This is a genomic window from Streptomyces sp. NPDC055400, from assembly GCF_053644375.1.
On sequence record NZ_JBSHLM010000007.1, the window covers coordinates 326,594 to 341,475 of the forward strand.

The window sequence follows — 14,882 nt, forward strand, 5'->3', positions numbered from 1 at the left end:
GCGTCCCCCCGTGATTGGTCCACCGGGCCTGCGGGGTCCGCCCGGGGGCGGCGGGCACCACGCGAGTGGGGGCCCGGCACCTGGTGCGGGGCCGCCTCTCGCGACGTGGACGAGGCTCAGGCCTCCGCGGCGACGGCCTCGGGCGAGACGGCCGGCAGCGACTGCGGCTTCGGCTTGCCGAGACCCGCGGCGCTCATGGCGCCGCCGACGACCGCGGCGACGGCGAGCAGGGCCATGCCCGCCCAGAAGCCGACGGGGTCGCCCATCACCATGAAGGCGCCCGCGACGCAGAAACCGATGAAGGCGATGATGACACCGGTCCAGGCGGCCGGGGTGTGTCCGTGGCTGCTGTCCGCCATGGTTGCTCCTCGTTGCTCAATGCGTGGCTGATGCGCGGCCCCGTACCCCGCGCGTGGTACCGCGCTGGGTGGTGAGCCTGACGCTCTTGCCCATTGTCCCGCACTCGCGGGAATGGGCGGCACTCGGGGTCCGGGGCCCCGCTATGCCTCGTGTGTGGGGTCCTCGCCCCGGTCGAGGGCCTTCCACAGCTCCTCGGGGCGCTCGGGATCGACGGGTCGGGCCGCCTTGCGGGGCCGCGGGGTGCCGTCTCGCTCGTAGCGTCCGCCCATCGACGGCCAGGAGCGGCCGTAGCGCAGGGCGAGCAGACCGGCCAGGAGGATGAGCGCGCCGCCCGCGGCACCGACGTACGGCCAGACGGTGTGACCGAGGGAGCCGATGGTGGCGGCGGTGTTGCCGGAGACCTCTGCGGCCTTCTCGTCGAGGGCCGCGCTGTCGGTCGCGCCGAGGACGGCGGCGACGACGGCGCCCGCGCCGCTGAGCGCGAGGAGCCCGGCGACGAGCATGCGCCCGGCGCGGCGGACCGCGAAGACGGCGACGAGGGCCGCGAGCCCCACTATGGCGAGAGCCGCGGGCACTCCCGTGACGTCACTGCCCTTGGCGGCGAGCGGGAAGCTGCCGCCGGGCACGGTCGCGGACCCGGAGGCCCACTCCTGCCGCGAGGAGAGCAGGGCCACCGCCGCGCCGAGGGCGCCGAACAGGAGCGCTGCGGCGAGGCTGCGGCGGCCGTTGCGCGCGGCGGCCGTCTCCGGGGAGGCGGTCCCGGCTTCGGTTCGGGGGGATGGCACTGCGGAAGTCACCTCACCACTATCCCCCACGTCGTCAGGCGTCGTGCATCCGGTTGGCCGTGTGCACGGCACGCAGCACCGCCGCCGCCTTGTTGCGGCACTCGGTGTCTTCGGCGACGGGATCGGAGTCGGCGACGATACCCGCTCCGGCCTGCACATATGCGGTGTTGTCGCGCAGGAGCGCGGTGCGGATGGCGATGGCCGTGTCGGAGTCCCCGGCGAAGTCGAGATATCCGACACATCCGCCGTACAGACCGCGCCGGGAGGGTTCGAGCTCGTCGATGATCTGCATCGCGCGCGGCTTGGGCGCGCCCGAGAGGGTGCCCGCGGGGAAGCAGGCGGTGAGGACGTCGAAGGCGGTGGTGCCCGGGGCGACCCGGCCGGTGACGGTCGACACGATGTGCATGACGTGCGAGTACCGCTCGACGGACATGAAGTCGACGACCTCGACGGAGCCCGGCTCGCAGACGCGGCCGAGGTCGTTGCGGCCGAGGTCGACGAGCATCAGGTGCTCGGCGCGCTCCTTGGGGTCGGCCAGGAGCTCGTCGGCGAGCGCCTGGTCCTCCTGCGGGGTGTCGCCGCGGTGCCTGGTCCCGGCGATGGGGTGCACCATGGCGCGCCCGTCCTCGACCTTGACGAGGGCCTCCGGCGACGAGCCGACCACGTCGAACCCCTCGAAGCGGAAGAGGTACATGTACGGCGACGGGTTGGTGGCACGCAGGACCCGGTAGACGTCGAGTGCGCCGGCCGTGCACGGCGTCTCGAAGCGCTGCGAGGGCACGACCTGGAAGGCCTCGCCCGCCCTGATGCGCTCCTTGATGTCCTCGACGGCCTCCTGGTAGTCCGTGCCGCCCCACAGAGCGGTGAACTGAGGGAGTTCGGACGGGGGGAGCGAGGCGGGGGCCTGGACGACGGGCCGGGAGAGGTCGGCCTCCATCGCGTCGAGGCGGGCCACGGCGTCCGCGTACGCCTCGTCGACACCGGTGTCGAGGTCGTTGTGGTTGATCGCGTTGGCGATCAGCAGGACCGAGCCGTCCCAGTGGTCGAGTACGGCGAGGTCGCTGGTGAGCAGCATCGTCAGCTCGGGGAGCTTCAGGTCGTCGCGCTCGCCGGGGCCGATCTTCTCCAGGCGGCGCACGATGTCGTAGCCGAGGTAGCCGACCATGCCGCCGGTGAACGGGGGCAGGCCCTCGTAGCGGGGGGTGTGGAGGGTCTCGACGGTGGCGCGCAGGGCGGCGAGCGGGTCGCCGTGGGTGGGGACGCCGACGGGCGGGGTGCCGAGCCAGTGCGCCTGGCCGTCGCGGGTGGTGAGGGTGCCGGCGGAGCGGACGCCGACGAAGGAGTAGCGGGACCACGAGCGGCCGTTCTCCGCGGATTCCAGGAGGAACGTGCCGGGGCGTTCACCGGCCAGCTTGCGGTACAGACCGACGGGGGTGTCGCCGTCCGCGAGGAGCTTGCGGCTGACGGGGATCACTCGGCGGTCGGTCGCGAGCTTGCGGAAGGTCTCGAGATCCATAGGAAGAGCTTAGGGCGTGTCCGGGCGGGTCCGGTGCGCCGCCCGGTGCGTGGGACGGGCGGAGCGGCAGTGCTCTCAGGCGCCCGTGCCGGTCACCGTCAGCTCGCCCGCGTCGAAGCAGGTGCGGTCACCGGTGTGGCAGGCCGCGCCGACCTGGTCGACCTTCACCAGGAGGGTGTCCGCGTCGCAGTCGAGGGCGACCGACTTCACGTGCTGGAAGTGGCCGGAGGTGTCGCCCTTGACCCAGTACTCCTGGCGGCTGCGGGACCAGTACGTGCAGCGGCCGGTCGTCAGCGTGCGGTGCAGCGCCTCGTCGTCCATCCAGCCGAGCATGAGCACCTCGCCGGTGTCGTACTGCTGGGCGATCGCGGGGACCAGGCCGTCGGCGCTGCGCTTGAGGCGGGCGGCGACGGCGGGGTCGAGGCTGCTGGGCGGGGGCGTGCTGGTCATACGGACCATTGTGCCGCGCCGCGTGTGCCTCTTCGGGCGGCCGTCCACTGATTGAGAGCAGCGGCGCGGGGCGCCACGTCGAGGGGCGGCGGTCGGGCGACGGGTGGGCGGACCGGTCGGGCGGTCGTACGCTGGCCTTATGTCGACCCATGCAAAGCGTGAACGACTTCTTCTCGCCGACCTGTTGGAGGCGTCGGGCCCCGACGCCCCGACCCTGTGCGAAGGCTGGAACGCCCGTGATCTCGCGGCCCATGTCGTGGTGCGCGAGCGCCGCGCGGACGCCGCGGGCGGGATCCTGATCAAGCAGCTGGCGCAGCGTCTGGAGCGGGTGCAGGCCGAGTTCGCCGAGAAGCCCTACGACGAGCTGATCCAGCTCATCAGGACGGGCCCGCCGCGCTTCTCGCCGTTCTCCCTCAAGCAGATCGACGAGGCGTCGAACGCGGTCGAGTTCTTCGTCCACACGGAGGACGTGCGTCGCGCGCAGCCGGACTGGACGCCGCGCGAGCTCGATCCGGTCTTCGCGGACGTGCTGTGGGCGCGCCTCGAGCGGATGGCCCGTGTGATCGGCCGCAAGTCGCCGGTCGGCCTGGTCCTGCGCCGCCCGGACGGCCGCACGGCGGTGGCGCACAAGGGCACGCCCGTGGTGACGGTGACCGGTGAGCCCGCCGAGCTGCTGATGTTCGCCTTCGGCCGGCAGGACGCGGCGCGGGTGGAGACGGAGGGCGAGAAGGACGCGATCGGGAAGCTGCACGAGGCGAAGCAGCTGGGCATCTGACGCGCGTCCAGGCCGGGACTTCGGCGCGCGCGGCGCAGGCCGTGGACGCCGGGCGAGAGCGGGCCTCGCCGGGGCGCCGCTTCCCGGCGGGCCGCCGGGCGCGACGCCGAGATCGCCCGGCGGCGCGCCCACGACGGCGGCGGGGTCCCCCGCGTCAGCGGACGGGACGGCCCGCCTCGCGCAGTGTCTCCTTGACCTCGCCGATCCGCAGATCGCCGAAGTGGAAGACGGACGCGGCGAGCACCGCGTCGGCGCCCGCGGCGATCGCCGGCGGAAAGTGTTCGAGGCGCCCCGCGCCGCCTGACGCGATCACCGGCACGGTGACGTGCTTGCGGACGGCGGCGATCATCTCGATGTCGTAGCCGTCCTTCGTGCCGTCGGCGTCCATCGAGTTGAGCAGGATCTCGCCCGCGCCGAGCTCGGCGGCCTCGTGCGCCCACTCGACGGCGTCGATCCCGGCGGACTTGCGGCCGCCGTGCGTCGTCACCTCGAACGTGCCGGACGGCGTGCGTCGCGCGTCGACGGACAGGACGAGCACCTGGCGGCCGAACCGCTCGGCGATCTCGCGGATCAGCTCGGGGCGGGCGATGGCGGCCGTGTTCACGCCCACCTTGTCCGCGCCGGCCCGCAGCAGCTTGTCCACGTCGTCCGCCGTGCGGACGCCGCCGCCGACGGTGAGCGGGATGAAGACCTGCTCGGCGGTGCGGCGCACCACGTCGTAGGTCGTCTCGCGGTTGCCGGAGGACGCGGTGATGTCGAGGAACGTCAGCTCGTCGGCGCCCTCGGCGTCGTACACCTTCGCCATCTCGACGGGGTCGCCCGCGTCGCGCAGGTTCTGGAAGTTGACGCCCTTGACGACCCGTCCGTTGTCCACGTCCAGGCAGGGGATGACCCGTACGGCCAGCGTCATGACGGTGTGTCTCCTCGGTACGCCTCCACCTCGACCTCGACGACCAGGCTGGGGTCGATGAAGCCGGAGACGATGATCATGGATGCGGCGGGGCGGACGGCGTCGAACAGCTCCTTGTGGGCCCGGCCCACGTCGTCCACATCGCGCGCATGGGTGATGTACATACGGGTGCGCACCACATGCTCGCTCCCGAGTCCCAGCGTCTTGAGGGCGTCGAACGCGGCCTGGAACGCGTTGAGCGTCTGCTCGTACGGCGTTCCCGCGTCGATGACGCCGTTGACCACGGACGTGCAACCGGACACCAGGACAAGGCCGTTGGGCAGTTCGACCGCGCGCGAGTAGCCCACGGCCTCCTCCCACGGCCCGTCCGAGCCGACCTTGCGTACGCCCTCGCTCATGAGGCCACCGCGGCGAGCGCCTCTTCCAGCGTGAAGGCCTTCGCGTACAGCGCCTTGCCGACGATCGCGCCCTCGACGCCGAGCGGGACGAGCTCGGAGATGGCGCGCAGGTCGTCGAGCGACGAGACGCCGCCGGAGGCGACGACCGGGCGGTCGGTGGCCGCGCAGACGTTCTTCAGGAGCTCCAGGTTCGGGCCCTGCAGCGTGCCGTCCTTGGCGATGTCGGTGACGACGTAGCGGGCGCAGCCCTCGGAGTCGAGGCGCGCGAGCGTCTCGTAGAGGTCGCCGCCGTCGCGGGTCCAGCCGCGGCCGCGCAGCGTGGTGCCGCGCACGTCCAGGCCCACCGCGATCTTGTCGCCGTGCTCGGCGATGACCTTGGCGACCCACTCGGGGGTCTCCAGGGCTGCGGTGCCGAGGTTGACGCGGGTGCAGCCGGTGGCGAGCGCGGCGGCGAGCGTGGCGTCGTCGCGGATGCCGCCGGACAGCTCGACCTTGATGTCCATGGCACCGGTGACCTCGCCGACCAGCGCGCGGTTGTCACCGGTCCCGAACGCGGCGTCCAGGTCCACGAGGTGCAGCCACTCGGCGCCGGATCGCTGCCACGCGAGGGCGGCCTCGAGCGGGGAACCGTAGGAGGTCTCCGAGCCGGACTCGCCGTGCACGAGACGTACGGCCTGACCGTCGCGGACGTCGACGGCGGGGAGGAGTTCGAGCGTGCGGGACATCAGAGGGTTCCGATCCAATTCGTGAGGAGCTGGGCGCCGGCGTCGCCGGACTTCTCGGGGTGGAACTGTGTCGCCCACAGTGCGCCGTTCTCGACGGCGGCGATGAACGGCTCGCCGTGCGTGGCCCAGGTGACCTTGGGCGGGCGCATGTGGACGTTGCCGACCTCGAAGTCCCACTGCTGCACGGCGTAGGAGTGCACGAAGTAGAAGCGGGCCTCGCTGTCGAGACCGGCGAAGAGCTCGGTGTCCTCGGGCGGGCGGACCGTGTTCCAGCCCATGTGCGGGACGATCTCGGCCTTGAGGGGCTCGACCGTGCCGGGCCACTCGTCGAGGCCCTCGGCCTCGACGCCGTGCTCGATGCCGCGCGCGAAGAGGATCTGCATGCCGACGCAGATGCCCATCACGGGGCGTCCGCCGGCGAGGCGGCGGTCGATGATCCAGTCGCCGCGCGCCTCCTTGAGGCCCTTCATGCAGGCGGCGAAGGCGCCGACGCCGGGGACGAGGAGGCCGTCGGCGTTGAGTGCGGTGTCGAAGTCGCGGGTGATCTCGACGTCCGCGCCGGCGCGGGCCAGGGCCCGCTCGGCGGAGCGGACGTTGCCGAACCCGTAGTCGAAGACGACGACCTTCTTGCCGGCCGTGCCGGCGGGCTTGGCTGAAGTCATGACTGGCTGCTCCCTGCCCCTCAGTTCCAGTAGTCGAGCCGCAGGACGCCGGAGACCAGGCACATGGCCGCGGCGATGGAGAGCAGCGCGATCAGGCCCTTGGGCAAGCCCTGCTTGACGAAGGAGATGACGCCGCCGATCAGGAAGAGACCGACGAGGATGAGGATGGTGTTGAGGCCGTTCATGGCTTTACAGGGCGCCCTTCGTGGACGGAAGGATGCCCGCGGCGCGCGGGTCACGCTCGGACGCGTACCGCAGCGCGCGGGCCAGCGCCTTGAACTGGCACTCCACGATGTGGTGCGCGTTGCGCCCGTACGGGACGTGGACGTGCAGCGCGATCTGGGCCTGCGCGACGAACGACTCCAGGATGTGCCGGGTCATCGTCGTGTCGTACGAGCCGATCATGGGGGCCATGTTCTCGGGCTCGGTGTGCACCAGGTAGGGGCGGCCGGAGAGGTCGACCGTGACCTGGGCGAGCGACTCGTCCAGCGGGACGGTGCAGTTGCCGAAGCGGTAGATGCCCACCTTGTCGCCGAGCGCCTGCTTGAAGGCGGCGCCGAGCGCGAGGGCGGTGTCCTCGATGGTGTGGTGCGTGTCGATGTGCAGGTCGCCCTCGGTCTTGACCGTGAGGTCGAAAAGGCCGTGGCGGCCGAGCTGGTCGAGCATGTGGTCGTAGAAGCCCACGCCCGTGGAGACTTCGACCTTGCCGGTGCCGTCGAGGTCGATCTCGACGAGGACCGAGGTCTCCTTGGTGGTCCGCTCCACCCTGCCTACGCGACTCATGCGTTCCGCTCCTTCTTGATTGCGCGTACCGCATCGAGGAACGCGTCGTTCTCGTCCGGGGTGCCCGTGGAGACACGCAGCCACCCGGGTACGCCGTTGTCCCGGACCAGGACGCCCCGGTCGAGGATCTGCTGCCAGACCGCGTGCGCGGCGCCTTCGCCTTCGAACCGGCCGAACTGCACGAAGTTGGCGTCCGAGTCGGTCACTTCGTAACCCGCCGCCCGCAGCTCGGTCACCAGGCGGTCGCGCTCGTCCTTGAGCTGCTCGACGTAACCGAGGAGCGTGTCGGTGTGCTCTAGGGCGGCGAGCGCCGTGGCCTGGGTGACGGCCGACAGGTGGTACGGCAGGCGCACCAGCTGGACGGCGTCGACCACGGCGGGGGCGGCGGCCATGTAGCCGAGGCGCAGGCCCGCCGCGCCGAACGCCTTCGACATGGTGCGCGAGATGACGAGGTTCGGCCGGCCTTCGAGCAGCGGGAGAAGGGACTTCCCGTGGCTGAACTCGATGTAGGCCTCGTCGACGACGACCATGGACGGCCTCGCCGCCTGTGCGGCCTCGTACAGGGCGAGGACCGTCTCGGGCGGGACCGCGCTGCCCGTGGGGTTGTTGGGCGTCGTGATGAAGACGACGTCCGGGCGGTTCTCGGCGATGGCCTTCACGGACGCTTCCACGTCGATGGTGAAGTCCGCGCTGCGCGGTCCGGAGATCCAACCGGTGCCGGTGCCGCGCGCGATGAGGCCGTGCATCGAGTACGAGGGCTCGAAGCCGATGGCGCTGCGGCCGGGGCCGCCGAAGGTCTGCAGGAGCTGCTGGATGACCTCGTTCGAGCCGTTGGCGGCCCAGACGTTCTCGATGCCGACGTGGTGGCCGCCGGTGCGCGTGAGATAGGCGGCGAGCTCGGTGCGCAGCTGGACCGCGTCCCGGTCGGGGTAGCGGTTGAGGTCGCGGGCGCTCTCGCGGACCCGCTCCGCGATCCGCTCGACGAGCGCCTCGGGCAGCGGGTACGGGTTCTCGTTCGTGTTCAGGCGTACGGGTACGTCGAGCTGGGGGGCGCCGTACGGGGACTTGCCGCGCAGCTCGTCCCGTACGGGCAGATCGTCGATGCCGGTCACTGGCCGGGAACCTTCCATTCGAACCTTGCCTTGATCGCCGCGCCGTGCGCGGGCAGGTCCTCCGCCTCGGCGAGCGTGACCACGTGGTGGGCGACGTCGGCGAGTGCGTCGCGCGTGTAGTCCACGATGTGGATGCCGCGCAGGAAGGACTGGACGGACAGACCGGACGAGTGGCAGGCGCAGCCGCCGGTGGGCAGCACGTGGTTGGAGCCCGCGGCGTAGTCGCCGAGGGACACCGGCGCCCAGGGGCCGACGAAGATCGCACCGGCGTTCTTCACGCGCTGGGCGAGGGCTGCGGCGTCGGCGGTCTGGATCTCCAGGTGCTCGGCGCCGTACGCGTCGACGACCCGCAGGCCCTCGTCGACCCCGTCGACCAGGACGATCGCGGACTGCCGGCCGCGCAGGGCCGGGAGGATCCGGTCGTCGATGTGCTTGGTGGCCGCGACCTGCGGCTCCAGCTCCTTCTCGACGGCGTCCGCGAGCTCGGCCGAGTCGGTGACGAGGACGGCGGCGGCGAGCGGGTCGTGCTCGGCCTGGCTGATCAGGTCCGACGCGACGTGCGCCGGGTCGGCGGTGGAGTCCGCGAGGACCGCGATCTCGGTCGGGCCCGCCTCGGCGTCGATGCCGATGAGACCGGTGACGTAGCGCTTGGCCGCGGCGACCCAGATGTTGCCGGGGCCGGTGACCATGTTCGCCGGGGGGCAGGACTCGGTGCCGTACGCGAACATCGCGACGGCCGTGGCGCCGCCCGCGGCGTACACCTCGTCGACGCCGAGCAGCGCGCACGCGGCCAGGATCGTCGGGTGCGGGAGGCCGTCGAACTCGGCCTGGGCGGGGGAGGCGAGGGCGATCGACTCGACCCCGGCCTCCTGCGCGGGCACCACGTTCATGATCACGGAGGACGGGTAGACGGAGCGGCCGCCCGGCGCGTACAGGCCGACGCGCTCGACGGGCACCCACTTCTCGGTGACCGAGCCGCCGGGGACGACCTGCGTGGTGTGGGTGGTGCGGCGCTGCTCGCGGTGGACGATGCGGGCCCGGCGGATCGACTCCTCCAGAGCGGCGCGCACGGCGGGGTCGAGCTGCTCCAGGGCGTTCTGGAGGGCCTTGGCGGGAACCCGTACGGACTCCAGCTTCACGCCGTCGAACTGCTCCGCGTAGTCGATCAGCGCCGCGTCGCCACGATGATGCACGGCCTCGCAGATCGGACGCACCTTCTCGAGGGCGGCCGAGACGTCGAAGTCGGCTCGGGGCAGCAGGTCGCGCAGTGCGGGGCCCTCGGGGAGGGCGTCGCCGCGCAGATCGATTCGGGAGATCACGTGCTCAATTCTCGCAGACGTCACATCAGCGCCCGACGTCCGTATCAATGGCTGATACGGATCACCGCGGGAGACCGGAGGATGACCTTCACCAGTAGCGTTCAGGCCGTCACTCAGCGGGCATGAACAGTTGTACTAAACCCGCGAGTAGCGGAGCCGTACCGGGACGTGCGGGGCTCCGTGAGGATCCGGGGGTCTACGGGGAGGAAGACGAGTCGTGGTCGACGGTACCGGCACCGGTGAACCGCCGGACGGTCTCACGGGCGCCGAGATCGGCATGTGGCAGGCCTTCCGCAACGGCAGTGTCTACGACCTGAGCTCGGGCGACCCGGACGTGGACGACCCGCACGGCGGACACGCCTGGGGGCCCGGCCGCAGCGTGCGGGCGCGGATCGTGGCCTGGCTGCTGCTCGACGGGCCGCCCGCGCTGTCGGGGCGTGTCGCGTCGCTCAAGCTCAAGGGCGTACAGATCACCGACGTGCTCGACGTCGCGGGCGGCGGGGTCGTGCCGTACGTCGAGATGAAGCAGTGCCGCTTCGAGAAGGAGATCCTGCTTCCCGAGGCGCGGTTCACCACCCTGCGCCTGGTCGACTGCTCGATCCCCCGCCTGGAGGGCGCCCGCGTCCACACGGAGGGCGATCTGCATCTGCCGCGCTGCCGCTTCCACAGCGGTGTACGCCTCACCGACGCGCACATCGGTACGGACCTGCTGCTCAACCAGGCCGTCGTGTACCGCGACCGGCGCGGCAAGTCGATCATGGCGGACGGCATGTCCGTCGGCCAGGACCTCCAGGCCGAGATGCTGGAGACGCACGGCGAGGTGAGCCTGCGCGGCGCGCAGATCGGCGTGTCGCTCAGCCTGCGCGGCAGCCGGCTCTCCAACGCGTACGGGCGCCGCGCGCTCAACGCGCCGCAGCTGACGGTCGAGCGGTCCCTGTATCTGACCCCCGCCGGTGTCGGCAATCCGCTCCAGACCAGCGGCACGACACCGGCCCAGGGCACCCGCGTGCAGCGCTTCGAGTGCCAGGGCGGGGTCCGGCTCGACGACGGCCGGTTCGGCGACGCCGTCGACCTCGACCAGGCGCGCTTCCATCTGGAGAACGACCAGGAGGTGTCGCTGCGCCGCATCCAGACGCCCGAGCTGCGCTTCCTGTGCGAGCGGCCGCAGCGCGGGCGGATCGTCCTGTCCGGCGCGAAGGTCGTCAACCTCATCGACAGGGCGGCGAGCTGGCCGGGCCCCGGCGGTCTGCGCGTGGGCGGCTTCACGTACGAGAACCTGATCCCCACCGGTCCGTTCCCGCTGTCGCGGCGCCTGGAATGGCTGTCGGCCGCGACTCCGGAGTACAGCCCGGAGCCGTACGAGAAGCTCGCGGCCGTGCTGCGCAACAGCGGCGAGGACGCCGACGCGCGCGAGGTACTGCTCGCCAAGCAGCGCCGCCGCCGCGAGACGCTGCCGCCCGCCGCGAAGATCTGGGGATACATCCAGGACTGGACGGTCGCCTACGGGTACCGCCCTGGGCGGGCCGCGGTGTGGATGGCCGTGCTGTGGGCGGCGAGCACGCTGGCCTTCTCCCACTCGTCACATCCGGCCATCAAACCGGGTGAGTCGCCGAACTGGAGTCCGGCACTCTTCTCGCTCGATCTCATCCTGCCCGTCATCGACCTGGGCCAGGACGGCTACTGGCAGCTGCGGGGCGGCTGGCAGTGGGCCGCAACCGCGCTGATCCTGCTCGGCTGGATCCTCGCCACGACGGTCGCCGCGGGGGCCACCCGGCTGCTCCGCAGAAACTGACCGGGCACCCTCGCATTTTTTGCCGGACCGCGGGCAACCATGGGCGCATTTCAGCCGTCATCCCAGCGCAACCATCAACAGAGCGACGGGGAGCGGGGTCCACACCTTGGCACTGCTGCGCGCCCTCATCCGCACCGCGCGGATGGTCCGCCACACCTCGGGCCTCGCGGCCGGCCTGCCCGCCGACGACGACGTCCTCCTCGACGTCCCCGACGAACGCCTGGCGCCCGCGCTCGTCGACGCGGGCCGGGGCGAGTACGAGGCGGCCGCCAAGCTGCTCGCCGCCACCCGCGAGGCCGGCGAGTGGGAGAACAGGGACCGCTACGTCACCCGGCTCGCCGCCTTCGCCAGATCGCGCGGCGAATGGTTCGACGACTGGCGGTTCGCGGCGCCCCACGACCCGGACGCCCTCCTCGTCAAGGCCGAGCTGGAAGTCGCGCGCGGCTGGGAGTCGCCCGCCCGCGCCGAGCTGCTGCGCGAGGTGACGCCGCTGATCACCGCCGCCGCCGAGGGCGACCCCGGCGACCCGGTGCCCTGGCGGGTCGCCCTCGACCACGCGCGCGGCACGAATGCCTCGCACACCGTCTTCGAGAAGCTCTGGACCGAGGCCGTGCGCCGCTCCCCGCACCACTACGGCTGCCATGTGTCGGCGCTCCAGTACCTGTCGGCCGCCTGGTACGGCTCGCACCGCGAGTGCTTCGACTTCGCCGAGCGCGCGGCGCAGGACGCCCTGCCCGGATCCCTGGTGCAGGCGCTCCCGGTGCGGGCCGCGTTCGCGTACCTGACGAGCGAGGAGGGCCCGGGGCCTGCGGCGAAGGTGCCCCGCGAGCGCCTGGACGAGGCCGCCGATCTGGCGATCGCCCTGTCCCGCGAGTACACCGCCGACGACCCCTGGCCGGCCGAGGTCCGCAACCTCCTGACCTACGTCCTGGTCCGCCTGGAGCGCTGGTCCGACGCCCTGGAACAGCTGCGCCTGACCGGCCCGTACGCGACGTCGTTCCCCTGGGACCGGATCTCGGACGACCCGCTCGGACAGTTCCTGGAACTGCGTGACGGCGTACGCATCGAGGTCGCCGCGAACCGCACGCTCGGCGGCCGCGACACCGGTCGCGGACCTCTCGCCTCCGGCTCCCATTAGGCTTGACCGTCGTGACCACCGTCCGGCTTCCGCTCTTTCCGCTCAACTCGGTGCTGTTCCCGGGACTCGTGCTTCCGCTGAACGTGTTCGAGGAGCGCTATCGCGCCATGATGCGCGACCTGCTGAAGACCTCCTCCGGGGGTTCCGAGGCTTCCGGCGACCCCGCCGACTCCGACGAGCCGCGGCGGTTCGCCGTCGTGGCGATCCGCGACGGCCACGAGGTCGCGCCCAGCGCCCCTGGCATGCCGGATCAGGCGGCGAAGACCGCGGCCGAGGCGGGCCCGGCCGCGGGCTTCGGAGACGACCCGATCAAGGCCCTGCACGGCGTGGGCTGCATCGCCGACGCCGCGACGATCCGCGAGCGCGCCGACGGCAGCTTCGAGGTGCTCGCCACCGGCACGACCCGCGTGAAGGTGCACTCGGTCGACGCGTCGGGCGCCTATCTGACGGCCGAGGTCGAGGAGCTGCCCGAGGAGCCGGGTGACGAGGCGGGCGCCCTCGCCGAAGGGGTGCTGCGCGCCTTCCGCTCCTACCAGAAGCGGCTCGCGGGCGCCCGTGAGCGCTCCCTGGCCACGGGCGCCGACCTGCCGGACGACCCGTCCGTCGTGTCGTACCTGGTGGCCGCGGCGGCCGTCCTCGACGTGCCGACGAAGCAGCGCCTCCTCCAGGCCCCGGACACGGCGTCGCGGCTGCGCGACGAGCTGAAACTCCTTCGCGCCGAGACGGCGATCATCCGTAATCTGCCGTCCTTGCCGGCCGGCGACCTGACCCGGCAGGCGACCAGCCTCAACTGACGTGGCCGGTCCCGACTGACGTGACGTAAGGCATGAGGACGTTGGCGAAGAAGTCCAAGAAGCAGCAGTCCGGGGGAACTCCCGCGACCGTGGCGCTCACCGCCGCGGGCACGCCCTTCACGACGCACGCGTACGAGCACGACCCGGCCCATCCCTCGTACGGGGACGAGGCGGCGGAGGCGATGGGCGTCTCCCCCGACCGGGTGTTCAAGACGCTCGTCGCCGACGTGGACGGCGAGCTGACCGTCGCCGTCGTGCCCGTGGCCGGCCAGCTCGACCTGAAGGCCCTGGCCACGGCGGTCGGCGGCAAGCGGGCCGCGATGGCCGACCCGGCGGCGGCGGAGCGCACCACGGGCTACGTGCGGGGCGGCATCTCCCCGCTGGGCCAGCGCAAGAAGCTGCGTACGGTCCTGGACGACTCGGCGCGGGCGCACGACACGATCTGTGTCTCGGCGGGCCGCCGCGGCCTGGAGGTGGAGCTGGCCCCCACGGACCTGGCGACGCTCACGTCCGCGGTCCTGGCCCCCATCGGCCGCACCTGACGCCGCCAGGCCTCCGGCTACCCGGAATCCCCGCCACCTCTCGACGCACGACATGTCCTCGGCTAAATACCGATGACATGTCGAAGAGGACGCGCAAGCGGAAGTGGCGGGTCAGGAAGCACAAGGCCAATCACGGGCGCAGGCCCGCCTGAGAGCCGCCCTCAGGGAGCCGGAGGGGTGTCCTGCGGGTAGTGGGTGTCGAAGTACGGGTCGGGATCGCGGGGCCCGAACAGGCCGGTCAGGCCGAGGTGGACGATCATCGCGGCGAGCGGCCAGGCGAGGAGCGCGCCCTTCGCATTGAGTTCGAGCGGCGCGTCGAACGTGACGCCCTTGCCGACCTCCTTGGCGTGGGCCGCCACGTCCTGCGTCGGGCCGAGCCAGATCCCGAACCGCCAGGCGAGAAGCCCGCCGAGGAGTCCGCCGAGGGCCAGGGCGATGACGAGCGGTACGCCGCCGCGCTTGCGCCACAGGAAAACGGCGACCGCGCTGACCACGCCGAACGCGACGCCGAGCAGGGTGAACGTCCCGTCGACGCCGACGGCCTGCTCGCCCTCGGTGTCCTTGAGGTAGACGGCCTGCGCGTCCGCGACGAGCGGCACGTGCGGCGCGAGCCACATCCACAGCGCGCCCAGGAGCAGCCCGCACACGGCCAGCGAGACGGTGACGACGGCGGCCTCCCGCAACTCGGTCCTCATCCCTGGCCCGTCCTCCTGGTGCTGGTGAGCGTGAGACGGCACAGCTCCCGCGGGCCCGGAGGCCTGCCAGGGGTCGTGCTGGGGTTGCTGGGGTCGTGGCGTCAGCGGTGCGGTCACTCTGCCATC

Annotated in this window: 18 protein-coding genes; 5 read left to right on the forward strand and 13 right to left on the reverse strand. The window is 72.0% G+C overall.

The features are described 5' to 3' along the window. Positions 1–116: 116 nt before the first annotated feature. From ACWIGU_RS20905 to hisI, 4 genes are all read right to left on the reverse strand, one after another. Positions 117–359, reverse strand: coding sequence for an HGxxPAAW family protein (locus ACWIGU_RS20905; protein ID WP_356283316.1), 243 nt, complete (start codon positions 357–359; stop codon positions 117–119). Between the two features lie 141 nt (positions 360–500). Continuing rightward, positions 501–1,157: a TIGR02234 family membrane protein gene (locus ACWIGU_RS20910; RefSeq protein WP_399970074.1), complete on the reverse strand. Its 657-nt coding sequence runs from the start codon at positions 1,155–1,157 to the stop codon at positions 501–503. A gap of 22 nt (positions 1,158–1,179) precedes the next feature. Beyond that, positions 1,180–2,661: an anthranilate synthase component I gene (locus ACWIGU_RS20915; protein WP_454402927.1), complete on the reverse strand. Its 1,482-nt coding sequence runs from the start codon at positions 2,659–2,661 to the stop codon at positions 1,180–1,182. A gap of 75 nt (positions 2,662–2,736) precedes the next feature. Next, positions 2,737–3,111 carry a phosphoribosyl-AMP cyclohydrolase gene (gene hisI / locus ACWIGU_RS20920; protein WP_100592257.1) on the reverse strand — a complete coding sequence of 125 codons (375 nt, stop codon included), beginning with the start codon at positions 3,109–3,111 and terminating at the stop codon, positions 2,737–2,739. 139 nt (positions 3,112–3,250) lie between these two features. Here hisI and ACWIGU_RS20925 point away from each other — a divergent pair, with 139 nt between their 5' ends. After that, a complete protein-coding gene (locus ACWIGU_RS20925; RefSeq protein ID WP_454402929.1) occupies positions 3,251–3,886 on the forward strand; it encodes a TIGR03085 family metal-binding protein in 636 nt (211 codons plus the stop codon). A gap of 154 nt (positions 3,887–4,040) precedes the next feature. Here the strand turns inward: ACWIGU_RS20925 and hisF are convergent, their stop codons facing one another. The 8 genes from hisF to hisD are packed head-to-tail and all read right to left on the reverse strand — an operon-like array spanning position 4,041 to position 9,795. Continuing rightward, positions 4,041–4,796 carry an imidazole glycerol phosphate synthase subunit HisF gene (gene hisF, locus ACWIGU_RS20930; protein WP_454402931.1) on the reverse strand — a complete coding sequence of 252 codons (756 nt, stop codon included), beginning with the start codon at positions 4,794–4,796 and terminating at the stop codon, positions 4,041–4,043. Beyond that, positions 4,793–5,194, reverse strand: coding sequence for a RidA family protein (locus ACWIGU_RS20935; protein WP_454402933.1), 402 nt, complete (start codon positions 5,192–5,194; stop codon positions 4,793–4,795). Before ACWIGU_RS20935 ends, hisF begins: the two co-directional genes overlap by 4 nt. Next, a complete protein-coding gene (gene priA, locus ACWIGU_RS20940) occupies positions 5,191–5,919 on the reverse strand; it encodes a bifunctional 1-(5-phosphoribosyl)-5-((5-phosphoribosylamino)methylideneamino)imidazole-4-carboxamide isomerase/phosphoribosylanthranilate isomerase PriA (protein ID WP_454402935.1) in 729 nt (242 codons plus the stop codon). The genes ACWIGU_RS20935 and priA overlap by 4 nt, the downstream gene beginning before the upstream one ends. Further along, positions 5,919–6,581 carry an imidazole glycerol phosphate synthase subunit HisH gene (hisH, locus tag ACWIGU_RS20945; protein WP_356283343.1) on the reverse strand — a complete coding sequence of 221 codons (663 nt, stop codon included), beginning with the start codon at positions 6,579–6,581 and terminating at the stop codon, positions 5,919–5,921. Before hisH ends, priA begins: the two co-directional genes overlap by 1 nt. A 20-nt stretch (positions 6,582–6,601) precedes the next feature. Then, positions 6,602–6,766, reverse strand: coding sequence for a hypothetical protein (locus tag ACWIGU_RS20950; RefSeq protein ID WP_356283346.1), 165 nt, complete (start codon positions 6,764–6,766; stop codon positions 6,602–6,604). Positions 6,767–6,770: 4 nt separating this feature from the next. Further along, positions 6,771–7,364 carry an imidazoleglycerol-phosphate dehydratase HisB gene (hisB, locus tag ACWIGU_RS20955; RefSeq protein WP_100592249.1) on the reverse strand — a complete coding sequence of 198 codons (594 nt, stop codon included), beginning with the start codon at positions 7,362–7,364 and terminating at the stop codon, positions 6,771–6,773. Further along, on the reverse strand, positions 7,361–8,476 hold the full coding sequence (locus ACWIGU_RS20960) for a histidinol-phosphate transaminase (protein WP_356283349.1): 1,116 nt from the start codon (positions 8,474–8,476) through the stop codon (positions 7,361–7,363). Before ACWIGU_RS20960 ends, hisB begins: the two co-directional genes overlap by 4 nt. Further along, entirely contained in the window at positions 8,473–9,795 is a 1,323-nt protein-coding gene (gene hisD / locus ACWIGU_RS20965; RefSeq protein ID WP_454402938.1) for a histidinol dehydrogenase, read from the reverse strand. The genes ACWIGU_RS20960 and hisD overlap by 4 nt, the downstream gene beginning before the upstream one ends. Positions 9,796–10,072: 277 nt before the next feature. Here hisD and ACWIGU_RS20970 point away from each other — a divergent pair, with 277 nt between their 5' ends. From ACWIGU_RS20970 to ybaK, 4 genes are all read left to right on the forward strand, one after another. Beyond that, complete coding sequence (locus ACWIGU_RS20970) at positions 10,073–11,587, forward strand: oxidoreductase (protein ID WP_454403102.1); 1,515 nt, start codon at positions 10,073–10,075, stop codon at positions 11,585–11,587. Positions 11,588–11,729: 142 nt separating this feature from the next. Beyond that, complete coding sequence (locus tag ACWIGU_RS20975) at positions 11,730–12,725, forward strand: hypothetical protein (RefSeq protein WP_454403104.1); 996 nt, start codon at positions 11,730–11,732, stop codon at positions 12,723–12,725. Between the two features lie 11 nt (positions 12,726–12,736). Continuing rightward, positions 12,737–13,519: an LON peptidase substrate-binding domain-containing protein gene (locus ACWIGU_RS20980; RefSeq protein ID WP_329574149.1), complete on the forward strand. Its 783-nt coding sequence runs from the start codon at positions 12,737–12,739 to the stop codon at positions 13,517–13,519. A 41-nt stretch (positions 13,520–13,560) separates the two neighbouring features. Further along, complete coding sequence (gene ybaK / locus ACWIGU_RS20985) at positions 13,561–14,061, forward strand: Cys-tRNA(Pro) deacylase (protein WP_100592244.1); 501 nt, start codon at positions 13,561–13,563, stop codon at positions 14,059–14,061. 161 nt (positions 14,062–14,222) lie between these two features. Here the strand turns inward: ybaK and ACWIGU_RS20990 are convergent, their stop codons facing one another. Then, positions 14,223–14,873 carry an AAA family ATPase gene (locus tag ACWIGU_RS20990; protein ID WP_454402940.1) on the reverse strand — a complete coding sequence of 217 codons (651 nt, stop codon included), beginning with the start codon at positions 14,871–14,873 and terminating at the stop codon, positions 14,223–14,225. Positions 14,874–14,882: the final 9 nt, after the last annotated feature.

Coding starts and splice junctions, on each gene's coding strand:
- ACWIGU_RS20905 (WP_356283316.1), bottom strand. CDS start 359: ATGGCGGACAGCAGCCACGGACACACCCCGGCCGCCTGGACCGGTGTC.
- hisF (WP_454402931.1), bottom strand. CDS start 4,796: ATGACGCTGGCCGTACGGGTCATCCCCTGCCTGGACGTGGACAACGGA.
- ACWIGU_RS20935 (WP_454402933.1), bottom strand. CDS start 5,194: ATGAGCGAGGGCGTACGCAAGGTCGGCTCGGACGGGCCGTGGGAGGAG.
- ACWIGU_RS20925 (WP_454402929.1), top strand. CDS start 3,251: ATGTCGACCCATGCAAAGCGTGAACGACTTCTTCTCGCCGACCTGTTG.
- priA (WP_454402935.1), bottom strand. CDS start 5,919: ATGTCCCGCACGCTCGAACTCCTCCCCGCCGTCGACGTCCGCGACGGT.
- hisB (WP_100592249.1), bottom strand. CDS start 7,364: ATGAGTCGCGTAGGCAGGGTGGAGCGGACCACCAAGGAGACCTCGGTC.
- hisI (WP_100592257.1), bottom strand. CDS start 3,111: ATGACCAGCACGCCCCCGCCCAGCAGCCTCGACCCCGCCGTCGCCGCC.
- ACWIGU_RS20970 (WP_454403102.1), top strand. CDS start 10,073: ATGTGGCAGGCCTTCCGCAACGGCAGTGTCTACGACCTGAGCTCGGGC.
- hisH (WP_356283343.1), bottom strand. CDS start 6,581: ATGACTTCAGCCAAGCCCGCCGGCACGGCCGGCAAGAAGGTCGTCGTC.
- ACWIGU_RS20975 (WP_454403104.1), top strand. CDS start 11,730: ATGGTCCGCCACACCTCGGGCCTCGCGGCCGGCCTGCCCGCCGACGAC.
- ACWIGU_RS20950 (WP_356283346.1), bottom strand. CDS start 6,766: ATGAACGGCCTCAACACCATCCTCATCCTCGTCGGTCTCTTCCTGATC.
- ACWIGU_RS20915 (WP_454402927.1), bottom strand. CDS start 2,661: ATGGATCTCGAGACCTTCCGCAAGCTCGCGACCGACCGCCGAGTGATC.